At 70.1% G+C, this 26,271-nt stretch carries 27 protein-coding genes and 1 pseudogene; 5 read left to right on the forward strand and 23 right to left on the reverse strand.

What is annotated here, in order from left to right; translation table 11 throughout:
* Positions 1-110: 110 nt before the first annotated feature.
* Positions 111-1,097, reverse strand: a complete 987-nt coding sequence (locus tag BG418_RS24470) for a LysR substrate-binding domain-containing protein (RefSeq protein ID WP_317453765.1) — start codon at positions 1,095-1,097, stop codon at positions 111-113.
* A 152-nt stretch (positions 1,098-1,249) separates the two neighbouring features.
* Here BG418_RS24470 and BG418_RS24475 point away from each other — a divergent pair, with 152 nt between their 5' ends.
* Positions 1,250-1,804, forward strand: a complete 555-nt coding sequence (locus BG418_RS24475; RefSeq protein ID WP_188276132.1) for a peroxiredoxin — start codon at positions 1,250-1,252, stop codon at positions 1,802-1,804.
* Between the two features lie 17 nt (positions 1,805-1,821).
* Positions 1,822-2,355, forward strand: coding sequence for an alkyl hydroperoxide reductase (locus BG418_RS24480; RefSeq protein ID WP_188276133.1), 534 nt, complete (start codon positions 1,822-1,824; stop codon positions 2,353-2,355).
* A 132-nt stretch (positions 2,356-2,487) separates the two neighbouring features.
* Here BG418_RS24480 and BG418_RS24485 read toward each other — a convergent pair whose 3' ends face one another.
* The 4 genes from BG418_RS24485 to BG418_RS24500 all read right to left on the reverse strand — a co-directional run bounded on the left by BG418_RS24485 (position 2,488) and on the right by BG418_RS24500 (position 7,581).
* Positions 2,488-3,981, reverse strand: a complete 1,494-nt coding sequence (locus BG418_RS24485) for an AI-2E family transporter (protein ID WP_188276134.1) — start codon at positions 3,979-3,981, stop codon at positions 2,488-2,490.
* A gap of 173 nt (positions 3,982-4,154) precedes the next feature.
* Positions 4,155-4,853, reverse strand: coding sequence for a transglycosylase SLT domain-containing protein (locus BG418_RS24490; protein WP_188276135.1), 699 nt, complete (start codon positions 4,851-4,853; stop codon positions 4,155-4,157).
* Between the two features lie 367 nt (positions 4,854-5,220).
* The gene (locus BG418_RS24495; RefSeq protein WP_188276136.1) at positions 5,221-6,543 is read right to left on the reverse strand and encodes a PhoH family protein; all 1,323 of its coding nucleotides are present in this window, start codon (positions 6,541-6,543) and stop codon (positions 5,221-5,223) included.
* A gap of 276 nt (positions 6,544-6,819) precedes the next feature.
* The gene (locus BG418_RS24500; RefSeq protein ID WP_188276137.1) at positions 6,820-7,581 is read right to left on the reverse strand and encodes an isoprenyl transferase; all 762 of its coding nucleotides are present in this window, start codon (positions 7,579-7,581) and stop codon (positions 6,820-6,822) included.
* A 146-nt stretch (positions 7,582-7,727) separates the two neighbouring features.
* Here BG418_RS24500 and mgrA point away from each other — a divergent pair, with 146 nt between their 5' ends.
* Positions 7,728-8,771, forward strand: a complete 1,044-nt coding sequence (gene mgrA / locus BG418_RS24505) for an L-glyceraldehyde 3-phosphate reductase (protein WP_317453745.1) — start codon at positions 7,728-7,730, stop codon at positions 8,769-8,771.
* 244 nt (positions 8,772-9,015) lie between these two features.
* Here mgrA and BG418_RS24510 read toward each other — a convergent pair.
* From BG418_RS24510 to BG418_RS24530, 5 genes and pseudogenes are all read right to left on the reverse strand, one after another.
* Positions 9,016-9,403 (reverse strand): annotated as a pseudogene (locus BG418_RS24510) (winged helix-turn-helix transcriptional regulator).
* A gap of 43 nt (positions 9,404-9,446) precedes the next feature.
* Complete coding sequence (locus tag BG418_RS24515) at positions 9,447-10,949, reverse strand: DUF2079 domain-containing protein (protein ID WP_188276138.1); 1,503 nt, start codon at positions 10,947-10,949, stop codon at positions 9,447-9,449.
* Between the two features lie 30 nt (positions 10,950-10,979).
* Positions 10,980-11,774 (reverse strand): class I SAM-dependent methyltransferase, encoded by a 795-nt coding sequence (locus BG418_RS24520; protein ID WP_188276139.1) that lies wholly within the window; start codon positions 11,772-11,774, stop codon positions 10,980-10,982.
* 113 nt (positions 11,775-11,887) lie between these two features.
* Positions 11,888-12,595: a prepilin peptidase gene (locus tag BG418_RS24525; protein WP_188276140.1), complete on the reverse strand. Its 708-nt coding sequence runs from the start codon at positions 12,593-12,595 to the stop codon at positions 11,888-11,890.
* 243 nt (positions 12,596-12,838) lie between these two features.
* The gene (locus BG418_RS24530; protein WP_188276141.1) at positions 12,839-13,126 is read right to left on the reverse strand and encodes a hypothetical protein; all 288 of its coding nucleotides are present in this window, start codon (positions 13,124-13,126) and stop codon (positions 12,839-12,841) included.
* A 1,664-nt stretch (positions 13,127-14,790) separates the two neighbouring features.
* Between BG418_RS24530 and BG418_RS24535 the strand changes: the two genes are divergently transcribed.
* Positions 14,791-15,147 carry a DUF192 domain-containing protein gene (locus BG418_RS24535; protein ID WP_188276142.1) on the forward strand — a complete coding sequence of 119 codons (357 nt, stop codon included), beginning with the start codon at positions 14,791-14,793 and terminating at the stop codon, positions 15,145-15,147.
* 119 nt (positions 15,148-15,266) lie between these two features.
* Entirely contained in the window at positions 15,267-15,671 is a 405-nt protein-coding gene (locus tag BG418_RS24540) for a VOC family protein (protein WP_188276143.1), read from the forward strand.
* Positions 15,672-15,849: 178 nt separating this feature from the next.
* Here BG418_RS24540 and BG418_RS24545 read toward each other — a convergent pair whose 3' ends face one another.
* The 13 genes from BG418_RS24545 to cpaB form a co-directional block, all read right to left on the reverse strand.
* Complete coding sequence (locus BG418_RS24545) at positions 15,850-16,506, reverse strand: OmpA family protein (protein ID WP_399000102.1); 657 nt, start codon at positions 16,504-16,506, stop codon at positions 15,850-15,852.
* An 8-nt stretch (positions 16,507-16,514) separates the two neighbouring features.
* A complete protein-coding gene (locus BG418_RS24550) occupies positions 16,515-17,069 on the reverse strand; it encodes a hypothetical protein (RefSeq protein ID WP_317453746.1) in 555 nt (184 codons plus the stop codon).
* 63 nt (positions 17,070-17,132) lie between these two features.
* On the reverse strand, positions 17,133-17,846 hold the full coding sequence (locus BG418_RS24555; protein WP_188276562.1) for a pilus assembly protein TadG-related protein: 714 nt from the start codon (positions 17,844-17,846) through the stop codon (positions 17,133-17,135).
* Positions 17,843-18,073, reverse strand: coding sequence for a hypothetical protein (locus BG418_RS24560; protein ID WP_188276145.1), 231 nt, complete (start codon positions 18,071-18,073; stop codon positions 17,843-17,845). Before BG418_RS24560 ends, BG418_RS24555 begins: the two co-directional genes overlap by 4 nt.
* A gap of 165 nt (positions 18,074-18,238) precedes the next feature.
* Positions 18,239-18,988, reverse strand: a complete 750-nt coding sequence (locus BG418_RS24565; RefSeq protein WP_188276146.1) for a response regulator transcription factor — start codon at positions 18,986-18,988, stop codon at positions 18,239-18,241.
* A 23-nt stretch (positions 18,989-19,011) separates the two neighbouring features.
* Entirely contained in the window at positions 19,012-20,235 is a 1,224-nt protein-coding gene (locus BG418_RS24570; RefSeq protein WP_188276147.1) for a sensor histidine kinase, read from the reverse strand.
* 1 nt (position 20,236) lies between these two features.
* Entirely contained in the window at positions 20,237-21,124 is an 888-nt protein-coding gene (locus tag BG418_RS24575; protein WP_188276148.1) for a DUF5936 domain-containing protein, read from the reverse strand.
* 52 nt (positions 21,125-21,176) lie between these two features.
* Complete coding sequence (locus tag BG418_RS24580) at positions 21,177-22,115, reverse strand: type II secretion system F family protein (RefSeq protein ID WP_188276149.1); 939 nt, start codon at positions 22,113-22,115, stop codon at positions 21,177-21,179.
* Between the two features lie 8 nt (positions 22,116-22,123).
* Positions 22,124-23,461, reverse strand: a complete 1,338-nt coding sequence (locus BG418_RS24585) for a CpaF family protein (protein ID WP_188276150.1) — start codon at positions 23,459-23,461, stop codon at positions 22,124-22,126.
* A gap of 17 nt (positions 23,462-23,478) precedes the next feature.
* Positions 23,479-23,868, reverse strand: coding sequence for a TadE/TadG family type IV pilus assembly protein (locus tag BG418_RS24590; RefSeq protein WP_188276151.1), 390 nt, complete (start codon positions 23,866-23,868; stop codon positions 23,479-23,481).
* The gene (locus tag BG418_RS24595) at positions 23,865-24,251 is read right to left on the reverse strand and encodes a TadE/TadG family type IV pilus assembly protein (protein WP_188276152.1); all 387 of its coding nucleotides are present in this window, start codon (positions 24,249-24,251) and stop codon (positions 23,865-23,867) included. Before BG418_RS24595 ends, BG418_RS24590 begins: the two co-directional genes overlap by 4 nt.
* Before the next feature lie 26 nt (positions 24,252-24,277).
* Complete coding sequence (locus tag BG418_RS24600) at positions 24,278-25,513, reverse strand: AAA family ATPase (RefSeq protein WP_188276153.1); 1,236 nt, start codon at positions 25,511-25,513, stop codon at positions 24,278-24,280.
* 8 nt (positions 25,514-25,521) lie between these two features.
* A complete protein-coding gene (gene cpaB / locus BG418_RS24605) occupies positions 25,522-26,226 on the reverse strand; it encodes a Flp pilus assembly protein CpaB (protein ID WP_188276154.1) in 705 nt (234 codons plus the stop codon).
* Positions 26,227-26,271: the final 45 nt, after the last annotated feature.

The following is a 26,271-nucleotide window of genomic DNA, read 5'->3' on the forward strand; positions in this document are numbered from 1 at the left end:
AGCAACCCAGCACGGTCCGCAGACGAAACGGGGTGCAGGGGCGAAGCCCCGCCGGGTCCGGGGCGCAGCCCCGGGAAACCCTCCTCGACCCCCACCCACTCCCGGAGGGTTTAGGGAAGGGGCGGGGTGGGGGTTCGAACCGGGAGCTTGCGCATCGCGGACCGCAGCGCGGAAGCGAACTCCTCGAATTCGTCCTGCCGCGCCGTACCCGTACGGATCGCCAGGGCGACGCGACGCGACGGCGCGGGATCCGCGAAGTACCCCGTCACCAGCCGATCGTTGCGAGCCGTCTCCACCTCCACAGCCGTACGCGGCAGAAGCGTCACCCCCAACCCCCCGGCCACCAACTGGACCAGCGTGGACAACCCCGCCGCCGTGGTCGTGACCGCCGCCCCCTCCTCCCGCCCCGCCTCCCGGCAGATGTCGAGCGCCTGATCGCGCAGGCAGTGCCCCTCGTCCAGCAGCAGCAGATCCAGCTCGCGCAACGCCTCGCGCGGCACGTCCGAACGCCCGCCCAGCCAGTGCTCACGCGGCATCACGAGCACGAAGTCCTCGTCGAAGAGCGGGAGTTCGGTCACACCGGGCACGCCCAGCGGGACCGCGAGCAGCAGCACGTCAAGCCGCCCCGCCGCCAGCCCGTCGAGCAGCGACGCCGTCTGCTCCTCGTGCACCTGGAGGTCGAGCTCGGGATACCGGTCGCGTACCAGCCGCAGCACCGTCGGCAGCAGATACGGGGCCACCGTCGGAATCACCCCGAGCCGCAGCACCCCGGTGAACGGGGCCCGTACCGCCTCGGCCTCCTCCAGGAGCTCACCCACCGCGTCCAGGACCACCTGCGCCCGGACCGCGAGCCGCTCCCCGGCCGGCGAGAGCAGCACCCGCCGGGTCGTACGCTCCAGGAGCTGCACCCCCAGCGTCTCCTCCAGCGCCGACACGGCCCCGGACAGCGCGGGCTGGCTCATGCCGATCGCGGCCGCCGCGTCCCGGAAGTGCAGATGCTCGGCCACGGCGGCGAACGCCCGCAGCTGCGCGAGGCTCGGCTGCTTGGCGGCCCTGGGCGCGGTCCTCGCGCGATGCGCCGCGCCACCACCGCCCACACCATTACTTACGGCCACTGATAACCACCTCCGATCACGATGACCGAGTCTAGCTATTTCACTGATCAATGCCTCCTGTGACACCATCCGTAATCCGTCCAACCCCCAGGGAAGCCCTCAAAAAGGACCCTTCCCGATCGCAAGGAGTGCGCGTGCTCACTGTCGGTGACAAGTTCCCCGAGTTCGACCTGACCGCCTGCGTCTCGCTGGAGAGCGGCCAGGAGTTCGAGCAGATCAACCACAAGACCTACGAGGGCAAGTGGAAGATCGTCTTCGCGTGGCCCAAGGACTTCACCTTCGTGTGCCCGACCGAGATCGCCGCGTTCGGCAAGCTGAACGAGGAGTTCGCCGACCGTGACGCCCAGGTCCTCGGCTTCTCCGGCGACTCCGAGTTCGTCCACCACGCCTGGCGCAAGGACCACGCCGACCTGCGTGACCTGCCCTTCCCGATGATGGCCGACTCGAAGCACGAGCTCATGCGCGACCTCGGCATCGAGGGCGAGGACGGCTTCGCCAAGCGCGCCGTCTTCATCGTCGACCAGAACAACGAGATCCAGTTCTCCATGGTGACCGCCGGTTCCGTCGGCCGTAACCCCAAGGAGGTCCTGCGGGTCCTCGACGCCCTGCAGACCGACGAGCTGTGCCCGTGCAACTGGTCCAAGGGCGACGAGACCCTGGACCCGGTCAAGCTCCTCTCGGGCGAGTGAGCGGGAGCTGACCTGACATGGCTCTCGACGAACTCAAGTCCGCCCTGCCGGACTACGCCAAGGACCTCAAGCTGAACCTCGGCTCGGTCATCGGCAACAGCGAGCTCCCGGCCCAGCAGCTGTGGGGCACGGTCCTCGCCTGCGCGATCGCCTCCCGCTCGCCGAAGGTCCTGCGCGAGCTGGAGCCCGAGGCCAAGGCCAACCTCTCCGCCGAGGCGTACACCGCCGCCAAGTCCGCCGCGGCGATCATGGCGATGAACAACGTCTTCTACCGGACGCGTCATCTGCTCTCCGACCCGGAGTACGGGACGCTGCGCGCGGGTCTGCGGATGAACGTCATCGGCAACCCGGGCGTGGAGAAGGTCGACTTCGAGCTGTGGTCGCTGGCCGTCTCCGCGGTCAACGGCTGTGGCCAGTGCCTCGACTCCCACGAGCAGGTGCTGCGCAAGGCCGACGTCTCCCGCGAGACGATCCAGGAAGCCGTCAAGATCGCCTCGGTGATCCAGGCGGTGGGCGTCACCCTGGACGCGGAGTCCGTGCTGGCCGAGTAGGTAGGTACGTGATGTGGCCCCCGCCGATGATGTCGGCGGGGGCCTTCGCGTACGTACGGCGCGGCCGTTATGCCTTTAGGGGCGCGGGGAACTGCGCGAGCAACCCAGCACGGTCCGCAGGCGAACACGCACCTACTTCTCCGCCGGAGTCGGCGCCGGCGCCGGCGCCGGGTCCACGTCCGGTACCGGTACCGGCTCCGGCGACGGCGGCGCCGCGCTGCGCAGTGCGTTCTCCTTCGCCGTCGCCCGCAGATAGCCCACCACCGTGTTCGTCACCGCGACCAGCGGGACCGCGACCACCGAGCCGCCGATGCCGCCGATCAGGCCGCCGGCCGCGACCGAGAGGACGACCGCGAGGGGGTGGACCCGGACCGCGCGGCCCAGGATGAAGGGCTGGAGGACGTGGCCCTCTATCTGCTGGACGAGCAGGACCACGACCAGCACCATCACCGCCGTGAACACACCCTCGGTGACCAGCGCGACCACCACCGCCAGCGCGCCCGAGATGACCGCGCCCACCAGCGGGATGAAGGCGAACAGGAAGATGAAGACGGAGAGCGGTACGGCCATCGGGACGTGCAGGAAGTAGATCCCGAGGCCGATGAAGATCGCGTCGATCAACGCCACTATCACCGTGCCCCGCACATACGCCGTGAGCGTGCGCCAGGCGCGCGGCCCCGCTCCCGCCACGCTGTCCCGGGCCTGGGCCGGGACCAGGTGCAGCACCCACTGCCAGATGCGCGGGCCGTCGTAGAGCAGGAACAGCGTCGAGAACATCGCGAGCAGGATGCCGGTGAGGACTTCGACCAGGACGGTCACGCCCTGGAGGCCCGCGGACGTTATCTCGTTGGTGTTGTGGCCGATGGTGTCGCTGAGGTTCTTGGCGACCTGGTTGATCTGGTCCTCGGTCACATGGAACGGGCTGTTGAGGAGCCAGCGTTTGAGCTCCTCGATACCCGCTCTGACCTTCTCGGAGAGCGTGTCCAGGTTGTCCATGACCTGCCAGACCACGAACCAGCCGAGCAGGCCCATCACGATGAAGCCGAAGATCGCGGTCACGGCGGTCGCCAGACCGCGCGGCAGACCCATCCGCTTCAGGCGGGACACCGTCGGCTGGAGCAGCGCGGTGATGAACAGCGCGGCCACGAACGCCAGGACCACCAGCCGTACGGCACTGATCACCCGCATCAGGACCCAGAGCGTGCCCGCGAGGACGAGAAGCCGCCAGCCGATCTCGGCGGAGACCCGCATCCCCCACGGCACGGCGGCCACGGGGTCGGGCCGCGCGGCGACGGCGGGGGCGTACGCGGGCGGCGCCGGGACGTGCTCGGGGGCCGGGCGTCCGGGCCCGGCCCCGTTCGAGGAGGAAGCCCCGTTCGAGGAGGCGGTGTCGGCCGGCGTGGGCGTCGCGGCCCGGGCGGCCACATCGTCGACCGCAGGCTTGGCGACCTCTACGGGAACGACCGGCGCCTCGGCCGGAACGACCGCCTCCGGGACGGCTGCGGTCCCGGCGTCGGGCACGTCCGCGTCGCGCCCCTCCGTCTCCACCCGGCGCTCGTCCAGGCGTTGTCCCATCTTCGTGAGACTCGCGCCCAGCGCTCCGAGCAGTCCCGGCACTTTCGACATGATGCCGCCGCTTCCCTTTCCCCCGCCGATGCTCCCCACCACTCCCCTCCCACTGGAGTCGTCCCGCATGACCGTACACGGGCGAAGCCCCTCACCGAAGGACGGTGAGGGGCTTCGAAAGGTTGACGTGTGCGAGGTAAAGATCGTGACCGGAATACCTCGCGCGCGGCCGCCTAGTACCAGGAGTTGGCCTGCCAGAACGACCAGGCGCCGCACGGGCTGTGGTAGCTGTCGTTCATGTAGTTCAGGCCCCACTTGATCTGGGTGGCCGGGTTGGTCCGCCAGTCGGAGCCGACGGACGACATCTTCGAGCCCGGGAGCGCCTGGACCAGGCCGTACGCGCCGGAACTGGAGTTGACCGCGAGGTAGTTCCAGGTCGACTCGTTGTTCACGATGTTGCTGAAGCACTGGAACTGGTCGGCGGGCACGATCTGCCGTGCGATCGCCTTGACCTCGTCCACCGAGTACGAGCTCTGCACCGGGAACGACGAAGGGTCGCGGGTCGCGGAGCGGCTGGCGACCTGCTCCTGCTCGCGGTCCTTGGCTTCCTTGGCCTTCTGGTCCGCCGAGTCCTTCTTGGACTTGGCGTCCTTGGCTGCCTGGAGGCGCGCGGACTCTTCCGCGGACTTCTTCGCGGCGGCACTGGCCTGGGCCGACTGGGCGTCGGCCTGCTGCGTCAGGGACGCGGTCTGCACCTGGGCCTGCTGGCCCGCGGGGATGTCCGCCAGGAGCGTCGTGTCGGCAGCGGTCGCCTCGACGTTGTCGTTCGAGGCGGTCTGGGGCGCGCCCGAGGCAACGCCGACGACGGCGCCGACAGTGGTGACCGCAGTGGCTGACGCCACCGCGAATCCCCGGACCGAGATCCGGCTCACACGGTTTCCTTCCAGCAGCGCCCGCACTGGTGACCTGACGGACGCAATCGTGCCCCTGGCTCTCTCCTCCCAACTGCTCAGGTCACGGGAGGAACTGACCCGGTGGGCAACTCCCTTGCGGGAGCGCCGCGTGGTGCTCGGGCGGCATACGGCGACGCTATTGAGTTACGAGGTACAGGTGTGCCGTATGCGGGGCCTGACGGATGCAAGACTCTGCCGGAGAGCGGCGCCGCAAGGCAATTATTCGCCGGGTGTGAAACCTCACATCCCCTGCGGCCCAGGTGTTTTCCTCAATCCCTCGCACGCGAAGGCGCCGCCCGGCTAAGCTCAACAGCTTCGCGGGCGGCGCCAATTGGGACGTACAGGATCAGATCTGGCCGTCCTCCAGCATTTCGGTCACGAGTGCGGCGATCTGGGACCGCTCGGAGCGGGTCAGGGTGACGTGCGCGAAGAGCGGGTGGCCCTTCAGCTTCTCCACGACGGCGACCACACCGTCGTACCGCCCGACCCGGAGGTTGTCGCGCTGGGCCACGTCATGCGTGAGCACCACCCGCGAGTTCGCCCCGATTCGGGACAACACGGTCAGCAGGACGTTCCGTTCGAGCGACTGGGCCTCGTCCACGATCACGAACGCGTCGTGCAGGGAGCGGCCGCGGATGTGGGTGAGCGGCAGGACCTCCAGCATGCCGCGCGACGTCACCTCCTCGATCACCTCGCGCGTGGTGACCGCCGACAGCGTGTCGAAGACCGCCTGCGCCCACGGGCCCATCTTCTCGGCCTCGGAGCCGGGCAGATAGCCGAGCTCCTGCCCGCCCACCGCGTACAGCGGACGGAAGACCATCACCTTCTTGTGCTGGCGGCGCTCCAGGACGGCCTCCAGGCCCGCGCAGAGCGCGAGCGCGGACTTGCCGGTGCCGGCCCGGCCGCCCATCGACACGATGCCGACCTCGGGGTCGAGCAGCAGGTCGAGCGCGACGCGCTGCTCGGCGCTGCGGCCGCGCAGGCCGAACGCCTCCCGGTCGCCGCGCACCAGACGGACGTTGCCGTCGGCGGTGACGCGGCCGAGCGCCTTGCCGCGCTCGGACTGGAGCACCAGTCCGTTGTGCACCGGGAGGTCGGCGGCCTCCGGCACGTACAGCGTCTCCTCCTCGTAGAGAAGGTCCACCTGCTCGCCCGAGAGCGACAGTTCGGACATTCCGGTGAAGCCCGAGTCGGTGATGGCCAGTTCCGCCCGGTACTCCTCGGCGAGCAGGCCGACCGACGACGCCTTGATCCGCAGCGGCAGGTCCTTGGAGACGACGGTGACGTCGTACCCCTCGGCCTGGAGATTGCGGGCGACGGCGAGGATCCTTGAGTCGTTGTCCCCCAACCTGTAGCCGGCGGGCAGCACGCCGGGATCGGAATGGTTGAGCTCGACGCGGAGCGTGCCGCCGAGATCGCCCAGCGGGATGGGGGCGTCGAGGCGTCCGTACCGGACCCGGAAGTCGTCGAGCAGGCGCAGGGCCTGACGGGCGAAATAGCCGAGTTCCGGATGGTGCCTCTTGGCCTCCAGTTCCGTGACCACGACGATCGGGAGCACCACTTCGTGCTCGTCGAACCGGGTCATGGCGCTGGGGTCGGCCAGCAGGACGCTGGTGTCGAGGACGTAGGTGCGCCGGTCGGGCATGCGGCGCTTCGTGCTGGTCACCACGGAAGGACGTACCCCCTCAGAAGAGGTCGGGGTGCGACGGCGTCGCGGGGGTGGGGGCCGGGCTGTGGCCGCGGTGCGCGGGCCGAGCGCCGGCCCTCCGCTCCGTCCGTGCTCAGCGCACGTGCGTCGTGGTGCAAAGGGCCTCCCGGGTGAGTGGCCATTTCGAGCCGCTCAACTGGAGGTGGTATTCCCTCGAACAAGCGCAGCCATGCACAGGCATATTCGCTTGGTGGGGACCAAACGGGTTGACCCCAGGTCAGGAGCGATCGCGTCCGGTCAGGTTCCGTAACGCCGGTGCCTGGCCGCGTAGTCGCGCAGCGCACGCAGGAAGTCCACCTTGCGGAACGCGGGCCAGAAGACTTCACAGAAGTAGTACTCGGAGTGAGCGGACTGCCACAGCATGAAGCCGGACAGGCGCTGTTCGCCGCTGGTGCGGATCACGAGGTCCGGGTCGGGCTGGCCGCGCGTGTAGAGATGCTCCGAGATGTGGTCGACGTCGACGATTTCGGCCAGTTCCTCGAAGCTGGTCCCCTTCGACGCGGCGTCGAGGATCAGCGAGCGGACCGCGTCCGCGATCTCCTGGCGGCCGCCGTAGCCCACGGCGACGTTGACGAGTATGCCGCCGACGTCGTGGGTGGCCTGCTCGGCCTCCTTGAGCACCGACTGGGTGCGCCCGGGCAGCAGGTCCATCGTGCCGACGTGGTTGACGCGCCAGCGCCCGTCCGCCGCGAGGTCGCGCACCACGCCCTCGATGATGCCCAGGAGCGGGACCAGCTCGTTGTCGGGACGGTCCAGGTTGTCCGTGGACAGCATCCAGAGCGTCACGACCTCGACGTCCGTCTCGGCACACCAGCCGAGCAGCTCGTGGATCTTGCTGGCGCCCGCCTGGTGCCCCTGCTCGGGGCTCCCGCCGGACGCCTTGGCCCAGCGCCGGTTGCCGTCCAGGATGACACCGATGTGCTTGGGCACCTGGTCGTGGTCGAGGCGTCCTTCCACCCGGCGTGCGTAGAGCCCGTACACCAGGTCGCGCAAGTTCACCGATTCCACCCTCTCGTTGCCTTCCGGGGGCCGCCGCTGCGCCGTATACGGCCCGCTGCCGGGCTGCCCCAGGGAAGGCACAGTACTGCGGACGGGTCACAGCGGCCCAACTCGGTGGGTCACAAGTCCGTGATAAGCAGGGAAACGTGACTGAATCCCTCCCCCTGAACTACCTCGCCGCCCCCCACCGCTACGACTCCATGGAGTACCGGCGGACCGGTCGCAGCGGCCTGAAACTGCCCGCGCTCTCCCTCGGCCTGTGGCACAACTTCGGCGACGACCGGGCGCTGAGCAGCCAGCGCGCGATTCTGCGCCGCGCCTTCGACCTGGGTGTCACCCACTTCGACCTGGCCAACAACTACGGCCCGCCGCCCGGCTCCGCCGAGCTGAACTTCGGGAAGATTTTCGGCCAGGACTTCCGGGCATACCGGGACGAGCTGATCATCTCCACCAAGGCGGGCTACGAGATGCACCCCGGCCCGTACGGCGAGTGGGGCTCGCGCAAGTACCTGCTGTCCTCGCTCGACGCCTCGCTGAACCGGATGGGCCTCGACTACGTCGACATCTTCTACTCGCACCGCTTCGACCCGCACACCCCGCTTGAGGAGACGATGGGCGCCCTGGCGTCCGCCGTCCAGCAGGGCAAGGCGCTGTACGTGGGTGTGTCCTCGTACAACAGCGAGCAGACGGACCAGGCGGCGCGGCTGCTGCGCGAGATGGGGGTGCCGGCCCTGATCCACCAGCCGTCGTACTCGATGATCAACCGCTGGACCGAGGACGACGGGCTGCTCGACACGCTGGAGACGGCCGGGATGGGCTGCATCTCCTTCGTGCCGCTGGCACAGGGGCTGCTCACCAACAAGTACCTCACGGGCATCCCGGAGGGCTCGCGGGCAACCCAAGGCAAGTCGCTGGACCCGGACCTGCTCAGCGACGAGGTGCTGCGGCGTCTGAACGGGCTGAACGAGATCGCCGCCCGGCGCGGCCAGTCGCTCGCCCAGCTGGCGATCTCCTGGGTGCTGCGCGACCCCCGGATGACCTCCGCGCTGATCGGCGCGTCCAGCGTGAAGCAGCTGGAGGAGAACGTGGCGGCGCTCGCCGGACCGCCGCTGACGGCCGAGGAGTTGAAGGAGATCGACACCTTCGCCGTGGACACCGCGGGCACCAACATCTGGGCCGGGCGCGGCTGATCACCTAGGTGATCGCCAACTCACAGCGCGCGCACAGAAAACCGGGCACAAAAAAACGGGCCGGTCCGTGGGGGGGATACGGACCGGCCCGAGGGGGGGTTTCCACCATAACCCTTCGTAAGTGATGGTGGGGCCCACGGCGTGCCGGAATTACGCTCCGAAACCGCCGGGACACCGGAACGGACCGCCCACGGGTACCTCCCAAGGGGTACCCGATGGCGGAACGCTTCTTTGACCGTGCAGGTCAGGGGCCGACCGGCGCCGCCTCGGCCGGACCGCGCTGCTCGATCTTGAGATCCAGAATGCGGTCCATGTGTGCCTCACCCCACTCGCCCAATGGAGCGAGTGCCGTGTTCAGCGCCTCACCCCTGCGCAGTCAGCGAGTACTCCACCCGGGGCGGGACCTCCCGGTAGACCTCGCGGTGGACGATCCCGTCCGCCTCCAGCTCGCGCAGCTGCTGGATGAGCACCTTCTCGGTGACCCCGCCCACCTGGCGCCTGAGCTCGCCGAAGCGGTGGGTGCCGGCGTGCAGCGCCCACAGGATCAGCGGCTTCCACTTCCCCCCGACGACGTCGACCGCCGCGTCCAGCCCGCAGTTGTAGGTGATACCGCCTTTGCTGTGCTTGGTCATACCTGAGCTCCCTCTCCCCTGTGCTTCCTTCGCGTCCGTGATCTCAACGCCTGAGCAGGGTGATTCCCTCCCGCTGGGCGACGACCCGGTAGCCGTACGCCTGCTCCGCCTTGATCAGCTCGGCCTCCTGGCGCTCCCTGGGGTAGGGCCAGTAGCCCGGCGGATACGGCCAGGACTCCGCGGGCACCCGGTCGTACACGATCCACTGGGCGGTCGGCGGGGGAACCGGCGCGCCGGTGTCGTAGAGCCGCCAGTGGACGGGGTAGGTCGGGAAGAGCACCACGTCCGTACGGGAAGTGAGCTGCGGGACAAGGCGGTTGGAGGCGGCGACGGTCGCGCCGTCCGGGATGCGGCGCAGCAGGTCGCGGGCGGCGGCGACGTGCGCGGTGGAGCGCCAGGTGGAGCGGTGGGCGAGCTGGGCGAGCGGGAAGGACGGGAGCAGGACGGCCGTCACCGCGAGGGTGGTGGCGAGCGAGGCGCGCACATGGCGGCGGGCCAGGGCGTCGCCGGAGCGCCGGTAGGGGGCGAGCGCGTCGGTCAGGGCGGCGAGGACGACGGGCATCAGCACGGCCGTGTAGTGGAACGAGGTGCCCCAGTGGAACGGGTTCTGCGACAGCATCCGCCAGCCGAGCGTGGGCACGGCGAGCCAGGCGAGCGGTGAGCGCAGGGCGATCAGGGCGGCGGGCGCGAAGACGAGGACGAGGGTGGTGGCCTTGACCTCGGGCCGCACCGCGTCGAGCGGGGCGAGGGCGAGGGTGGTGAGCAGCGAGCCGTGGCCGGGCTCCAGGTTGGCGGCGTGCGCGTAGGTGCCGGCCGGGCTGAAGAACGGCATCAGCACCTTGAACTCCAGGGCGCTGCCCAGCAGTCCGGCGGCGGCGGTCACGAGCCCGAGGCGGCGGCGCCCCTGCCAGGCGATGTACCCGCCGATCGCGGCGAGGGTCAGCCCCAGGTCCTCCTTGACAAGGAGCAGCGGCGCGGCCCACGCCACGGCGAGCCGCCACCTCCGCAGCGCCAGCGCCTCCAGGGCGTACGCGACCAGCGGGACCGCGAAGCACACCTCATGGAAGTCGAAGGCGACGGCCGAGGCGATGCCCCAGCTCAGCCCGTACCCGAAGGCGATGACGTGCGCGGCGCGCCGCCCGAGCACCTGGTGCGCCCGCCGGGCCAGCGGCACGACGGCGACGGCGAGCAGCGCGGCCTGCGCGAAGAGCAGGGTGTACGGGGAGGGGGCGAGCCGGTAGAGGGGTGCGAGCACGACGAGCACGGGGTGGAAATGATCCCCGAGGAGGTTGAATCCGTCGCCGCGCAACGGGGCGATCGGGGCGCGGAGTTGGGCGTACTGCTTGACCGCCTGCTCGAAGATGCCGAGGTCGTAGCCGGTGGTACGGATCAGGGCCTGGCGGCGGGCGCCGACGGCGGCGTAGAGCAGGAAGAGCGCGGCGGCCCACCCCCACCACAGGAGGGCGGGCCGCCCCGCACGGACCGCGGTCTTGGCAGGCACCGCCCGCCGTACGACGGCTTCCACTTCGCTGACAATTGTCCGCATCCGTTCCATATGACCGGATGCTAGATCGTGTCAGAAGGACCGAAGCGGCTTCCTGGCCTCGATGAGAAACCGTGTCGTGTGCGCGACGAAGGGGCCTTCGGTACGGATCTGCTCGTCCAGGGCCTTGAGCCGGTCCCGGTGCTCCTCGACGGTGAAGCCCGGCACCATCCAGATGACCTTGCGCAGGAAGTAGACGACCGCGCCGATGTCGTGGAACTCGGTGCGCAGCTTCTCCAGCCGCAGATCGGCGACCTGGAGCCCGGCCGCCTCGGCCTCGGTACGGGCCCGGCCCGGGTCGCGCCGATTGCGTACGTCGGCGGACTGCGGCCCGAGGAAGTACTCCACGAGCTCGAACACACTGGCCGGGCCGACCTGTTGGGAGAAGAAGGTGCCGCCGGGAGTGAGCACCCGGGCGATCTCCGGCCACCACGTCTTCACCGGGTGACGGCTGGTCACCAAGTCGAACGCGCCGTCCCCGAACGGCAGCGGCGGCTCGTCGGCGTCGGCCACCACCGCGACGCCGCGCGGGTGCAGCAGGGCGGTCGCGCGGGCGACGTTCGGCGGCCACCCCTCGGTCGCTACGGCGAGCGGCGGGAGCTGCGGCGCGGCGGCCAGGACCTCGCCGCCGCCGGTCTGCACGTCCAGGGCGGCGGTCGCCCGGGCCCAGCGCGCGGCCATGGCCTGGGCGTACCCCCAGGACGGCCGCTCCTCGGTCGCCCGGCCGTCCAGCCACGAGAAGTCCCAGCCGTCCACGGGGGCGGCCTCAGCCTCGGCGATCAGCTCTTCGAAGGTGCGGTTGTTGTGGTTCCGGATGGTATGCGCCATAGCGCGGACCCTACGCGCCTTGTGGGGCGAGGGGGCCGAACGGGGATGGCGTGCTTGCTACGTGCCCTGTGCGGCGAGACCGCCGAGGAGGCCGAACCGGGGTGGGGTGCTCGTTACGTGCCCTGTGCGGCCAGACCGCCGAGGAGCAGGCCGAGGAACGCGCCGCCGAGCATGAAGGGGCCGAACGGGATCGCGGCTTTACGGCTTGCCCGGCGGGCGACGACGAGTGCGAGGCCGTAGCCGCCGCCCAGCAGGAAACCGGCGAAGGCGCCGGTGAAGAGGGTGGCCCAGCCGTACCACCCGAGCACCAGGCCCAGGCTGACGGCGAGCTTCACATCGCCGAAGCCGAGGCCGCGGGGGTTGATGAGGAACAGGGTGAAATACGCGCCCCCGAGCGCGAGTCCGCCCAGCAGCGCGTGCCGCCAGGACCCGGCGTGATCCGGTACGAGCGCGGCGGCCCCGAGGAGGACGGCGGCGGCCGCGGCGAGCGGGACGGTGAGAACGTCCGGCAGCCGTTTGACGCGCGCGTCGACGACGCCGAGAAGTACGGCCGGGGGGACGAGCAGCAGCCAGACGGCGAGTTCGGGGTGGGGGCCGGTGGTGGCGGCGAGGGCGGCGCAGGTGGTGGCGGCGACGGTGGCGGCCGCGCTCGTGGTGCGGCACGGCGGCCCGCCGAGCCACCCCGTGAGTCGGTGCCCGGCGGGACATTCGGTGCGCCACAGCTCGTCCGGCTCCACGGCGAGCCGGTACGCGGCACGCGGCAGAAGCCGACCGAGGGTCAGTCCGTAGCCGGCGGCGAGGAGAACGAGCAGGACACGCACGCCGGTGAGCTCCCCCACCCCGCCCCTTCCCTAAACCCTCCGGGGGTGGGTGGGGGCGAAGGTGCGTTTCCCGGGGGGGGCTCCGCCCCCCGGACCCCCTTGCGGGGCCTGCGGCCCCTGCACCCCGCTTCGGGGCTCCGCCCCGGACCCCGGCTGGGGGGGGTGGGGTGGGTGGCAGGACTCCGCCCCGGAGCGCGTGCGTGGGTGAGGGGCGGCTCGCCCCCACCCACGCGGCTCGGCCGTTCAGCTGAGGTTCTGGAAGTTCCGCCAGCCGCCGAGGCCGACTTCGGTGCCGCCGCCTTGGATGTCGGAGTAGAAGTAGAGCTTGCCGTCACCGCCGGTGGACCACAGGTCCGGCCTCCCGTCGCCGTTGGCGTCCGGAACGGCGGTGAACAGCGGGCGGTAGGCGGGCGTCCAGCTCGTCCCGATCACCGTGGCCGCCGGGCCGTAGCCGAGCCCTTCGCCGTTGGGGCCGGTGCCCGCGTACTGCCGTAGTTCTCCTGTGGTCTTGTTACGGGCGATCAGGTCCACGCGTCCGTCTCCGGTGCGGTCCCCGGGGGCGGCAAGGTCGTAGTCAGACCAACCGCCGTCGCAGGCATGTACAACTTCTTCGCTCGCCGAGGATTCGAGCGGACACTGGAGAAGGGATCCCCGCCACTGCTCCACGGGGTTGGGATGGCTCAGTGGCCGCGCACCATCGGCGACTGGATCAAGAATCTGCGTTGATCCCGCGAGATCGGTTTTGAGCGCTGAAGCTGCATGGGGGTGCGTCCGACACCAGGAGCCGGACGCACCCCCCAAGCGTCGCGATCATGATCCATCGGAAGGAATTCACAATGAAGGTACAAAAGAGTAAACGCCTGACGCAAGATCACATTTACGTCAACTATCTAGACAAGCGAGGGGTCCGAGATTCAACGATCGGGTTCCCGCAGATATTTCGCGACGCTCTCGGCGGCATGCTGGTGTCGGTTACCACTGGCGCACTCCTGGGATTCTTGGTGGGCCCCCTTTGGGGATTACTCGTTTTCGCAGTCCTGTGCCTGTCGCTCGCCTTGGTATTCATTATTTGCCTGACTGTCGGCCACAGGGCGAGGTGTGCGGCCCTTCTCGCCGTTCGCTGGCCTTTCCAGTTCGCGGAATTCCTCTAGGGGATAAGCAGGTATCTTTCGAGTGTCAACAATTTTGGAACTTGCCATGCTGGCTCTGGTCTCGACTGCATCCGGCACTGCCGCCAGAGCAGCGGTTCGACGTAGGGCGAATTCGCGTTGCCGGGCGTTCGATGCGGGGAAGCGGGTAGCGGTGCCCTGTCGTGTTACATGGAGAGAGTTGGCCGGGAGCGATCTCTCGATGCCCGGGAAGTTTGTCTCGACCGATGGGCGGGTTTGGTTCGAGCGGACATTCCGCAAACCAGTGCAGGTCCCGCCGGCTGCGTACTTAGGTGCCGAAAAAAATTGGCGAGGCGGAAAGGAGGTTCTCAAGTACAGGTCAAATTTGAGTGGGGATGTCAGGATCTTGGTCAGTTCCGGGGGCGCTGAAATTGTCCGCTCTATTCTGAAGTCCACTTGGGGTAATTGAGCGGCATCCGCTCCGACCAAGTCACGGGTCGGAGCTTGGGCGACCGGGGTGCGCACGCTGCTCGTGCGGGTGCATCAATAGCCGGCTCTCCGTGGACGGGATTTAGGCGATCAGCGCAAAGAGCCCGATGCCCTTAATCGCCTTCACCGAGACCTTCGGCGTCGGCACCATGTGTCTCTTCCGGGCAATATTCTGAATACGAACAGGAGTCAGAGTGGTTGAGCGGTCGTATCCACACGTTATGAAGTACTGGAGAAATGCCCCTGTATCCTGCCCGGATGACGAGTGGGTTTCTCAACCTGAAGCGGCCAAGATACTGGGGGTATCGTTAGTGCGGTTGGGGTTTCGCGTTATGTGCGAACACTTGGTTCCTGCCCATAACAGCAGTGGTAGAGCAGGAGTTACGCGCTTGAGCGTCCAGAAGGACCTGGAATGGCTCGCAGCGGCCTCCCGGCGTGCGAGGGCATTCCGGCTGCTTAAGAATCTGGTGCGCTTACTCTGAGGGTGGTAGGCGGCGTCAGTCCGCTGTGACGGCGGGAGTTGACGGGAGAGGCCACCGGCCCAGTGCGACCTCGCAGCCGATCATGGGGGCTGGCGCGAAACCCCACCGATAGCCTATGCCCATGGCTCGATGGGTGGACGGGGAAGGGGAGTTGGACGTCGATGGCGGTCGCCTCGGCGTGCCGCTCCAGGTGGCCGGGTCCTATCGCGCCCGCACCCGCGGCCTCCTAGGCCGCACCGGCATCGACGGGGCCATCCTCCTCACCCCCGCCACCTCCGTACACACCTTCCGTATGCGATTCGCCATCGACGTCGCCTACCTCGACCGCACGCTCCGCGTGATCGCGCTGCACACCGTCCCCCCGAACCGCCTCACCGCCCCCCGCCTCCGCGCCCGCCACATCCTGGAGGCGGAAGCCGGCGCGATGGCGGAATGGGGCATACGGCCCGGGGTGCAGCTCCGGGTGCGGTGACGCGCAGCCTTGCGGGGCCAACACGCGCCTGCCTACGATCACCGCACGGCATCGCGCGTTGGTCACCGGCCGGGTGAGCGTGGAGGTGCCCGTGAGATGCCCGTTGGAGGCATTCCACCGTGTCAGTCGAGTTGAATCACACCATCATCCATTCCCGGGACAACCGGGCCTCCGCCGAGTTCCTGGCGGACATCCTGGGGCTGCGGGTCGGCGACGAGTGGGGACCGTTCGTCCCCGTCGAGACGGCCAACGGCGTCACCCTGGACTTCGCCACCGGCGACCCGGACAAGATCGTGCCGCAGCACTACGCGTTCCTCATCTCCGAGGACGAGTTCGACGTCGGCTTCGAGAAGATCAAGCAGGCGGGCGTGCGGTACTTCGCGGACCCGTACATGAAGCGCCCGAACGAGATCAACCACAACGACGGCGGCCGGGGCGTCTACTTCCTCGACCCGTCCGGCCACGCCATGGAGCTGATCACCGTCCCGTACGGTGGCGGCGGCCGTGAGGTCAACAAGCCCTAGGGTCGGGCCATTACGCGGCGCGTGCGCTTTTTTCCAAGCCACGCGCCGTCCGCCCCCGGCAGTCTGTGTGGTGCGCGGGAGCGTCACCTCTACGGACGTTGACGGGGGGCCCGCGCGCATACGGGACCCGGCCGACCGCACCTCCACCCGGCCGGCCGGGCCCACCCTCTCCACCGCGCTACGGGGTCGCCCCGCGCGGGAACGAGACCTCCACGCGGCGGTTCTTGCGGCGGCCGTCCTCCGAGGAGTTGTCGGCGATGGGGTAGTCCTCCGCATAACCCCGGATGTCGAAGGTCACCGATCCGCCGCCCACCGCCTGCGAGAGCGCGCCCTGGACCGCGTCCGCGCGCTGCTTGGACAGCACCACGCCGTGTTCGTGCGTACCGAGGTTGTCGGTGAAGCCGAACACCCGGACGTTCGTGGCCTTCTGCTTCTTGACCTCGTCCGCGATCGCCTGGATACGGCCGGTCGCCTCGGGCGACAGCTCCGCGCTGTCCTTGCCGAAGAGGACTTCGGCCTGGAGCGCGAACGAGATGTCGGCGTTGGTGTCGGAACGGCGTTCCTCGCCGCCCATGTCCTCCACCACCGACTTGATGTCGATGACCCTCGGCGCGGCGAGCGTGGCCCCGTCGGAGAGCTTGAGCCCGGGCGCGTTCGCGTCGACCCGTACGGGCGGGGACGCGGAGGGTACGGCGGTGGGGTTCGGGTCGTCGGCGACGGCCGGGACCGTCCCCGCGAACAGCAGCGCCCCGACGGCGACCGCCGCCATCGTCGCCGCGCCGAGCCGACTGGTGCGTGGCGCGCCCGCGTACGCCTGGCTTCTCAGTTCGCGCATCGCGTGCCTCAGCCGGAGATCTTGATGGTGGCGGTGGGCATGGTGGGGAGCTGGAAGTCGACGTCGGTGACGTTGGCGGGGGGTGCGGGGAACTGGGCGTAGAAGGGGATTTTCTGACCGGCGGTCAGGCCGGTCGGGAAGCGGGTGCACAGGCAGCGGCCGTCGGTGTCGCGCAGGATCAAGTAACGCTTCTTGCCCGTCTTGTCCACCAGGGACGCGCCCGCCATCGACGCCCCGTTGTCCCTCAACTCCTGCTCGCTGCCCTGCCAGCCGGGGGCCGTGAAGCCCTGCGACGAGTTGTTCGCCACCACACCCTCGACGGTGACGAACCCACCCGTGTCGCGCTTCGCGCTGTTGACCACGATCTCGATGCCGTCGCCGCCCGTGACGGTCGCCAGCACCTCGTTGTTCTGTGTGGAGGGCGCGTTGCTCTGGGACTGGGACTTCCCGCCGGACGCGGCGGCCGGGGTGGACGTCTTGTCGTCCGGCTTCTTGCCGCCGCCGTCCCCGCCGCAGGCGGTCAAGGTGAGAGCCAGGGCGGCAGCGGCCGTCGCGGCGGCCACACCTCTCACCCACGCTCTGTTCTTGGCCCTATCCATCAGTCAGTCCCTCGCTTCTTCCTACGCTTACTTGTCGGCCAACTGGACGGAGAACAGGTCGGACGCCTTGGGCAGCAGGTCGAGGTGTGCCGGGTCGACGTCGAAGTCCCGCTTGTCGCAGACCAGTCGGTACGCCTTCGGGTCGCCCCCGGGTCCGCCCGGCCCGGGCGACTCGCTGGGAGTCACTGTCGGCTTCGGCTGGGGCGACTGCCCCGGCTGGCCCTCCTGGAGATGACAGCGCGGTACGACCACGGCGGTCGCCTTCGCGGCGCCCTTGTGGTCGCTCGTGGCGGCGATGACCGAGTGACCGGCCGTCTTGTTGGTCCGCACCGCGACCCGGTAGGTGGGATCGGGCGCGAAGTCGAGGGCGCAGCCGCCCGGTTCGACCGTGGCGTCGTTGCGCCCCGCGAGGTCGTTCGCCGCCGCGCAGGAGTCGTGCGGGAGCAGCCCGCCCCGGTCGCCGTCGAGCAGCTTCTGCCAGCGGTCGAGGTCGAAGGCGTCGAGCATCCCGTTCCGGAGCTGGTCACGGAAGTCCTGCGCGGCCGCCAGGGCCGCGGCGTCCGCAGCCGTCTGGGCCTCGTTGCGCTTCACCGCGGCCTGGCCCACCGCGAAGTACGCGAACGCGAGAAAGAGCAGGCCCGCCACCGCCGTGATGTAGAGGGGGAAGGCCTGCCCGCGGTCGCCTCGGAGACGACGGGACGTACGAGAGGGGCGAGATGTACGGGACGTACGCGCGGTCAGGGGTTGATCTTGTTGATCGCGGCGGTGATCTTCTGCGCGATGGCCGTGCCGAAATTCGTCTGCGTAAGCACCAGAATGATCGCCACCACCACGATGATGATCCCCATGTACTCCACCGCGCCCTGCCCCCGGTCCCCCCGGCGCCGCAGGGCCTCGGTCGTGGTGTCGAGCCAGCTGTGAACCCGGGTCCTGGCGGCGGTCGCGGGCTTGAGGAGTTTGTCGTTCATGGCGGGGGTCCCCTCCGGGTTCGACGGCGGTGCCGCATTCGACAGCGGCACCGTACCGGGGGGTTCCGGTGGGGGCACAGGGTCCCTGGGCCCAATTCCGAGCCCTGCGGGCCAGTTGGGGCAGCCTCCGGGCCCGGGCCACCAGCCGCCGCGGCGGCGACAGCCTCATCCCGGCACCCCCTGACCCGCCCGCGTACCCAGCCACGTCGCGACCGCCTGGGTGCGGCTGTTGCTGTGCAGCTTCGCGAAGATCCGGTTGATGTGGTTCTTCACCGTCTTCTCGCTGATGAAGCAGGCGGCGGCGATCTGCCGATTGCTCATGCCCACCGCGATCAGCTCCATCACCTCCACCTCCCTCCTGCTCAGCAGGTGCTCGCCAAGCCCCTTCCCAAGGGCCGGAGTTAGCCTCCGGAGTCCCGGGGACGACTGTCCCACATTCGGTTGCATCCGCGAAGCCTCTTCGTTCGGATTTAACGAAACGAACGGGTCCATGACACTTCCCGAGCCCCCCGCCGACGGCTCCGCCAGCGCCCGCGCCGCCGTCTCCGTGAACCGTGCGCGGCCCGCCGTGACATCCCGCACCGCGCCCACCAGTTGCTCCACCGTGAACTCGCCGTGCACCAGATAGCCGCCCGCGCCGAGCCGCAGCGCCTCCCGTACGGTCGCGCTCTCCCCGCTGTACGTCAGCATCAGCACCGGCGCCACCCGCACCAGGCGGGGCAGGGCCGTCAGTCCGTCCACACCCGGCATACGCACATCGAGCAGGACCACGTCCGGCCGATGCCGTACCGCCGCCTCGTACGCCGCACCCCCGTCCGCCGCCTCCGCCACGACCTCCATACCGTCGCGGCCGCACAGCAGCGCGGTGAGCCCGGCCCGTACGACCGGGTTGTCGTCCGCCACCACCACCCGCATGCCGGGTCCCCTCCTGTTCAACGTCACACCCTCAGCGCCGTCAGCGGCAGGTCCACCCGGACCTCCGTACCCCTGACCGCCTCGCCCCGGCCGATACGGATCCGCGCGCCCAGGCCCGCCGCCCGCTCGACCATCCCGACCACCCCGAAGTGGCCCGCCCGCCTCAACCCTTCGAGGGTCGTGCCGGGCGGCAAGCCGCGCCCGTCGTCGTACACGCTGATCCGGAACAGATCGCCGACCACCCCCGCCGACACGTCGACCCGGGACGGACCCGCGTGGCGATGGGCGTTCTCCAGGGCCTCTGCCGTGATCGTGAGGAGCTGGCGCGCGATCGGGTGCGGTACGGGCGGCAGGGCCGGGGAGCCGTCGAGCGCCTGATAGGTGAACCAGATGTCCCCACTTCGGAGTGCGAACTCCCTTACTCGTGAGGCCAGTTCACGCATGACGTCGATGCCACCGCCCTCGTCCTCCTCCCGCCGCAGATCCGCCAGCAGCTCCCGCGACTCCGCCGCCGCCCGGCGGGCCGAGCGGGCCACCAGCAGGGCGCGGCGGCGGACCGCCGACGGATCCTCGGCCGAAGCCGCCGCCAGGCCCTCGGCCGCCAGCGCCACACCGTGCAGCGTCTTTGCGACCGAGTCGTGCAACTCCCTTGCCAGGTATGCCCGTTCCTCTTCCACCGCCAGGCGCTCTCGCGTACGGGCCAGGGCCCGGGACGCCTCGCCGAATCTCAGCAGCAGGCCGCCGAGCCCCACACCCGCCGCCCCGGACAGCACGCAGAAGCCCGGCAGCAGGAGCGAGGACGGCACCGCCTCGTGATAGCGCCGCTCGGCCATGTACGCGAGCGCCAGGATCACGCACTGGAGCCCGGCGAAGACCCCCGCGCCCCGCCACCCGTACACCAGACCGGCCAGGAGCGGGGTGCAGACCACCACGTACGCGAGGGTCGAGTCGGGTGTCGCCGTGAACAGCAGCAGCGCGCCGAAGACCGTGTCCACGGCGAGCAGGGACGGGTGGCGCAGGAGGAGCGGGCCGAAGCGTTCCCAGTCGCGGTAGAGCGCGTACGAGCCCATGAAGGTGATCAGGACCGCCCCGGACACCAGCCACGTCGGACCCCCCGCCGCCGTGTTGGTCAGGGCGAAGGGGGTCGCCAGACCTATCATCGCCAGGCGGAACAGGAACACCTGTCTGCACAGTGCCTGTAAGGCGTTGAGCTGGAGGGACACCTCGGGCGCCGGACTCTCGGACATGTCACTTCCCCGTCAGTGAGCCGAGATCCGCGTCCGACCCGAGCAGCATCGCCGACGCCATGAGGATCATGGTGGCGGGCACCATGAAGGTGGTGACCATCAGCGTCGCCTTCGGCACCGCCTTCGCGGCCTTGCGGCGGGCGTTCTGGGCGTCGGTGCGGCGCATGTCGGTGGCGATCGCTATCAACGTGTCGACGATGGGCGCGCCCAGCTCCTCGCCCTGCTGGAGTGCGGTGACGAACATGGCGACCTGCTCGGAGTCGTTGCGTCGGCGCAGGTCGTCGAAGGCCTGGCGGCGGCTCACGCCCATGTCCATCTGGCGCAGGGCGATGCGTACTTCGTCGGCCCACGGGCCCTCGTACTTCTCGGCGACCCGCTCCAGCGCCTGGCGGAAGCCGAGTCCGGCCGAGACGACGACGGCGAGGACGTCGAGGAAGTCCGGCAGGGTGCGCTCGATGTCGTCGCGGCGCTGGCGTACGGCGACCCAGATGCCGACCTCGACCCAGTAGTACGCGAACGCGAGCATCAGCACGGCCAGGAGGTAGTTGCCGCCGGTCAGCATCACCACCGCGCCGACCGCGCCCAGCGCCCCGTACACCGCGCGCCGGGCCGCGTACCGGTCGATGGTCAGGCCCCCGGGGTTGCCCGCCATGTCGATCCTGCGGCGCTTGTCGTTGACCCGCTTGGGGCCCATCAGACGCAGCACGAACGGCGCGTAGCGGATGCCGAGGCGGTCGACGGCGCCGCCGGTCCTGGTGGTGCGGGTGGCGCCGACCTCCAGGGCGAGCCGCAGGTCGGTGGGGAGCTTGGTCTCGGCGCGGTACATCCGTACGCCCTGGAAGGCGCCCAGGACGCTGAGCGCCAGGACCAGTCCGAGGATCAGTTCCATGCCCCACTCCACCTGTACGTGTCCGACTCCATGCCCGGTTCCTCCGTGGTCCTCAGACGTCGATCTTCGAGATACGGCGGATCGCCACGAAGCCGAGGGCGTACAGGCCGAGGGCGACCACCACGGCGGCCTGGCCGAGGAACGTGCCGGTCATCTTGGCGAGCGAGCCCGGCGCGATCTGGTTGACCAGCAGCATCGCGCCGACCCCGATCGCCGGGACCGCGTACGCCGTGGTGTTCACCTGGGACAGCTGGGTGCGCACCTCGCGGCGGGTCTCCTTGCGCTCCTCCAGGGTGGTGGTGAGGTTGCGCAGCGAGTTGACGACCGCGCCGCCCGCCCGGTTGGAGAGGATCAACGTCGAGACCAGGACCACCAGTTCGCGCGATGGCAGCCTTCGTGCCAGCTCGTCGAGTGCGTCGTCCAGCGTGCGGCCCACCGCCAACTGGTCGGCCACCGCCTTGAGTTCGTCGCCCGCCGGGGCCTCCAGCTCGTCCGCCGCCATCGCGATCGCGGTGCGCAGGGCGAGTCCGGCCTGGGTGGCGTTGGCGATCACGCGGGAGATCTCGGGGAGCTGGTTGATGAACGCCTCGGTGCGGCGGGTGCGCTGCCAGGTGAGGAAGGTATTGGCCGCCCACAGGCCCGCGAGGGCGGCGAGCGGGCCGAAGAAGGAGGCGAGCACGGAGGCCGCCACCACCCACAGGCCCACCACGGCGGCGAGTACGTAGACGGCGTACTCGCCGGGCGTCACGTTCAGGCCGGTCACCGCGAGCTTGCGCTCGATGCGCTTGCCGAGGTCGGTGCGGCGCAGCCTGCGGTCGATCCCGGCGAACCGGCGGTGGCGCCCGGCGGGCGACGCTTCGCCCGCCGCGGAGAGCCGTTCGACCAGGGCGCGGCGCTGGGCGCGGCCCGTGGCGTACGCGTGCGTGCCGGCGGCGGCCGCCGCGCAGGCGAGCAGCGTGACCCCGATCGTCAGCTGGGCGAGTCCGTCCATGGCGCTGCTTACCTTGCCTCTCGGGTGGCGAGCTGTTCGTCGAAGGACGCGATGCCGAACGCCGGCGGGACGGGCTGCCCGGCGAGGTAGAGGCGGTCGGCGACGCGGCGCGGGACCGGGAAGTACTGGAACTCGCCGTGCACGCGCCCGTCGGCGCCCATCGGGAGGGCGGCGAACCGGGCGACGGTGGCGAGCCGGTAGGGGTCGCGGCCGTGCGAGTCGAGCAGGGCGATCTCGGTGACCCGGCGGGAGCCGTCGGCGTGCCGGGTGAGCTGGACCAGGACGTCGACGGCCGAGTTGATCTGGTCGTGCAGCGCCTCGAACGGGATCTTGATCTCGGACATGGAGGCGAGGGTCTGGAGGCGCATCAGGGCGTCCTCGGCGCTGTTGGCGTGGACGGTGGCGAGCGAGCCGTCGTGGCCGGTGGACATCGCCTGGAGCATGTCGAGTGATTCACCGCCGCGCACCTCGCCGACGACGATCCGGTCGGGGCGCATGCGCAGCGAGTTGCGGACGAGGTCACGGATCGAGATGTGTCCCTTGCCCTCGACGTTGGCCGGGCGGGCCTCCAGGCGGATCACATGGGACTGCTGGAGCTGGAGCTCGGCGGAGTCCTCGATGGTGATGATCCGCTCGTGCTCGGGGATCAGCCCCGACAGGGCGTTGAGCAGGGTCGTCTTGCCGGTGCCGGTGGCGCCCGAGACGATCACGTTGAACTTGGCCTGGATGAGCCCGGCGAGCAGCAGCAGCATGTGCTGGTCGAGCGAGCCGAAGCCGATCAGCTCGGGCAGCGTGAAGGAGCGCGGGAAGCGGCGGATGGTGAGGGTGGCGCCGGTCAGCGAGAGCGGCGGGATGATCACGTTGACGCGCTCGCCGGACGGCAGCCGCGCGTCCACCATCGGGTTGGACTCGTCGACCCGGCGGTTGACGGTCGACACGATCCGCTCGATGGTCTGCATCAGCTGCTCGTGCGAGGCGAACCGCATCGGCAGCCGCTCGACCCGGCCGCCGCGCTCGACATAGATGTGGTCCGGGCCGTTGACCATGATCTCGGTGACGGAGGCGTCTTCGAGGAGCGGTTCCAGTACGCCGAGGCCCAGCGCCTCGTCGACGACCCGGCGGATCAGCTGGGCCCGCTCGCCGGTGGACAGGACCGGGCCCTCGCGGCTGAGGATGTGGCCCAGCACGCGTTCGAGCCGCGCCCGGCGCTCGGCGGCCGCCAGCGACGACATCTCCGCGAGGTCGATCTCCTCCAGGAGCTTGCCCCGGTAGGTGGCGACGAGATGGGCGTCGCCCTCGCTCCCCCGGGTCTCCTCGGGGGCGGTGATACGGGCCCGCAGGCTCATCTGGCGTGCCTCCTCGGTCAGTTCCGGTCGTCGCAGGGCATGGTGGCGGTCTTGGTGATCGGGCCGAAGTGGCCGACGAGGAAGACGGACGGAACGGGGACGGTGACCTTGGCCGTCACCGTCGCGCCGGGGCAGCCCGCCGCGCTGATGTCGCTGTCCTTGCCGACCCAGCCGCTCATGGCCGCCCTCGCCGCCTGTACGTATCCGTCGGCGCGGTCCTTCTGCGCGGCGGTCCGCGCGGCCGCCCGGGCCGCCGTGCCCGCCTGCTGGGCCGCGTACGCCGCGATGCCCAGCTGTACGCCCGCGAGCGCGACCAGCAGGAGCAACGGCAGGAAGCCGAGGTACTCGACGGCGGCGGCGCCCCGGTCGCCCCGGGCGCGACGGCTTTCGCGCGGGCCGCGCCTCACGGCGTCTCCTCCCTGGCCGCCCCGGCGTGCCCGTGCACCGTGAACCCGAAGTTCAGCGCGCCCGGGAACAGCACCGGCACCTTCAGCCCGACGGTCGCCGTGAAGACGGCGGGGTCACCGCCCCCGGAGCAGTCGGTGTCGGCGCTCCACCCGTCCGGCACGGCCTTCGCCACCGCCGCCGCGCACGCGCCCGGCCCCCCGCCCTTCGCCGCCCCGGCCCGCGCGCCCTCGTCCGCGACGTTGCCCGCGACCGTGAACGTGTAGCCGGTGAGCACCAGTTGCCAGATGGCGGCGAGGGTGACCAGGATGATCGGCACCATCCCGGTGAACTCGACGACGACCTGACCCCGGTCCCGTTCGGCCCGCGCCAGGAAGCCGGGCATCCCCAGGCCCCGCGACCGTATGCCCCTCATCCGTGCGCCCGCCGCCGCAGTACCAGGGCTCCCCGCCCGCTCTTGTCCGCAGCGGCCGCCGACGCCTTCACCAGGCCAAGCTCCCCCGCCAGCGTCCACAACGCCTGCTTCACCGTGGACTTGGCCTCCAGGTCGTGCAGCCGCCCGGAGTCGACGACGGCCTGGAGCTCCTTGAAGTTGGCGGGGACGGACGTCCGGGTGATCCGGGTGCCGGTGACCTTCTGGACCAGGGCAGGCTGGATCTCGGTGGTGCGCGTGTGCCGGTTGACCACCGTCGTCGTCTCCTCGGCCTTGCGGATCTGGAGCCGGTCCCACATCCGTACGATCCGCTTCGCCGCGCGTACGGACACCACGTCCGGGGTGGTGACCAGGAGGGCGATGTCCGCCATCTCCACGGCGGCGGCGTTCGCGCCGTTCATCTGGGTGCCGCAGTCGGCGATCACCACGTCGTGGCGGTTGCGCAGCGCGGAGAGGATCTGGCGGGCCGCGCGGTCGGTGACCTCCTCGGCCCGTTCGCCGTCGGCCGGGGCGAGCAGCAGGGCGACGCCGCTGGGGTGGGTGAACAGGGCGTCCTGGAGGACCCGGGGCGAGATGTCGGTGATCGCGGCGAGGTCGGCGACGGAACGGCGGAACTGCACGTCGAGGTAGGAGGCCACGTCCCCGGCCTGGAGGTCCATGTCGACCAGGGCCGTACTGTGCCCCGACGCCCGTGCCGCGAGGGCGAGTTGGACGGCGGTGACCGTCGTGCCGACCCCACCCTTGGCGCCGGTGACCGTCACGACCGTACCGCCGGGGCCGCTGAGCACTTCGCCCGTGCCGCCCAGATGGCGGCGCACGCCCACCGACCACTGGGCCGCCACCTGCACCCGGCTGACCAGCTCCTCGTAGTGCAGCGGCAGGGTGACCAGGCCGCGCGCGCCGGAGTCCATGGCGGCGGCGAACAGGCCCGGGCCCGCGTCGGCGGTGATCAGGACGACGCCGACCGCCGGGAAGCGCAGCGCGACCTCGCGGACCAGGTCGAGCGCCGGGACCGGCCCGATGCGCTCGTGCACCAGGACGACCTCGGGCAGTTCGTCCAGCGACTCCCCCGCGAGCCGGGCGAGGGTGTCCAGGAGCTGGGTGGAGTCGCCGACGGGCATCGCGGGCTCGGCGTCCGGGAGCTGGCTGAGCAGGGTGGTGACGGACCGGGCGGCGTCGGCGTCGCCGACGGCCGGGAGGATCCTGGTGGTCATCCGCTACCTCACTGGTCCTTTTCGAGGCGGTACGTACGGTCGCCCGGCCGGACCGAGGAGTCGCTGCCGGGCGCCACCAGCGCGAGCCGCACATGCTGGGCGAAGGACTCCGCGTACGCGACGCGCTGGGCGTCGAGGGTGTTCAGGGCGAAGGTGATCGGGACCGCCTCGGTGCTCTTGTTCCGGTCGTCGCGGTTGGCGTCGATCGGGGTGAGCTTGCCGACGTCGAGGACTTTGGCGCCGGAGACGATGATCTTCGACTGGGGCGTGTCACCCTGCTTCCCCGCCGCGAAGGTGGCGAAGATGTTCACCGCCGAGCCCGGCTGGATCTTGCCCGCCACCCCGGTGGCCGCGTCGATCATGATCGCGATCTCCTGTTCGCCCGGCTGGAGTTGCGGACGTTTGACGATCATGTCGGACTGGAGGAGCGAACCGGCCTTGAGCTGGGTGACGGCGATCTTCCCGTCGATCGCGGAGAGATCGGTGACCGCGTTCCCCGAGAGCCACTTCTTGGGCATCTTGGTCTGCTCGAACTGGCTCTCCTCCAGCTTCGTATAGGGCGCCACATCGGACTTCACCCGGTACGCCGTCACCTCGGGGCCGACCTTCGCGTTCGCGTCGTCGACCACCGAGATGACCCCGCCGAGCGCGCCGATGGCGCACAGGACCGAGACCAGGAGAAGGATGACGCCACGGCGCTGACGGGAGTTCATTGACCGTACGACCTCGTTCGATGACGTGGGACTTGGCGGACAAGG

This window comes from Streptomyces sp. CBMA152 (assembly GCF_014596475.1).
Lineage (GTDB): Bacteria > Actinomycetota > Actinomycetes > Streptomycetales > Streptomycetaceae > Streptomyces.

Excerpts from the sequence above, each read along its gene's own strand:
- BG418_RS24480 (WP_188276133.1), top strand. The coding sequence starts at position 1,822 with ATGGCTCTCGACGAACTCAAGTCCGCCCTGCCGGACTACGCCAAGGAC.
- BG418_RS24485 (WP_188276134.1), bottom strand. The coding sequence starts at position 3,981 with ATGTCGAAAGTGCCGGGACTGCTCGGAGCGCTGGGCGCGAGTCTCACG.
- BG418_RS24515 (WP_188276138.1), bottom strand. The coding sequence starts at position 10,949 with ATGCGGACAATTGTCAGCGAAGTGGAAGCCGTCGTACGGCGGGCGGTG.
- BG418_RS24520 (WP_188276139.1), bottom strand. The coding sequence starts at position 11,774 with ATGGCGCATACCATCCGGAACCACAACAACCGCACCTTCGAAGAGCTG.
- BG418_RS24535 (WP_188276142.1), top strand. The coding sequence starts at position 14,791 with ATGCCCATGGCTCGATGGGTGGACGGGGAAGGGGAGTTGGACGTCGAT.
- BG418_RS24545 (WP_399000102.1), bottom strand. The coding sequence starts at position 16,506 with ATGCGCGAACTGAGAAGCCAGGCGTACGCGGGCGCGCCACGCACCAGT.
- BG418_RS24560 (WP_188276145.1), bottom strand. The coding sequence starts at position 18,073 with ATGAACGACAAACTCCTCAAGCCCGCGACCGCCGCCAGGACCCGGGTT.
- BG418_RS24565 (WP_188276146.1), bottom strand. The coding sequence starts at position 18,988 with ATGCGGGTGGTGGTGGCGGACGACAACCCGGTCGTACGGGCCGGGCTC.
- BG418_RS24570 (WP_188276147.1), bottom strand. The coding sequence starts at position 20,235 with ATGTCCGAGAGTCCGGCGCCCGAGGTGTCCCTCCAGCTCAACGCCTTA.
- BG418_RS24575 (WP_188276148.1), bottom strand. The coding sequence starts at position 21,124 with ATGGAACTGATCCTCGGACTGGTCCTGGCGCTCAGCGTCCTGGGCGCC.
- BG418_RS24580 (WP_188276149.1), bottom strand. The coding sequence starts at position 22,115 with ATGGACGGACTCGCCCAGCTGACGATCGGGGTCACGCTGCTCGCCTGC.
- BG418_RS24585 (WP_188276150.1), bottom strand. The coding sequence starts at position 23,461 with ATGAGCCTGCGGGCCCGTATCACCGCCCCCGAGGAGACCCGGGGGAGC.
- BG418_RS24595 (WP_188276152.1), bottom strand. The coding sequence starts at position 24,251 with ATGCCCGGCTTCCTGGCGCGGGCCGAACGGGACCGGGGTCAGGTCGTC.
- BG418_RS24600 (WP_188276153.1), bottom strand. The coding sequence starts at position 25,513 with ATGACCACCAGGATCCTCCCGGCCGTCGGCGACGCCGACGCCGCCCGG.
- cpaB (WP_188276154.1), bottom strand. The coding sequence starts at position 26,226 with ATGAACTCCCGTCAGCGCCGTGGCGTCATCCTTCTCCTGGTCTCGGTC.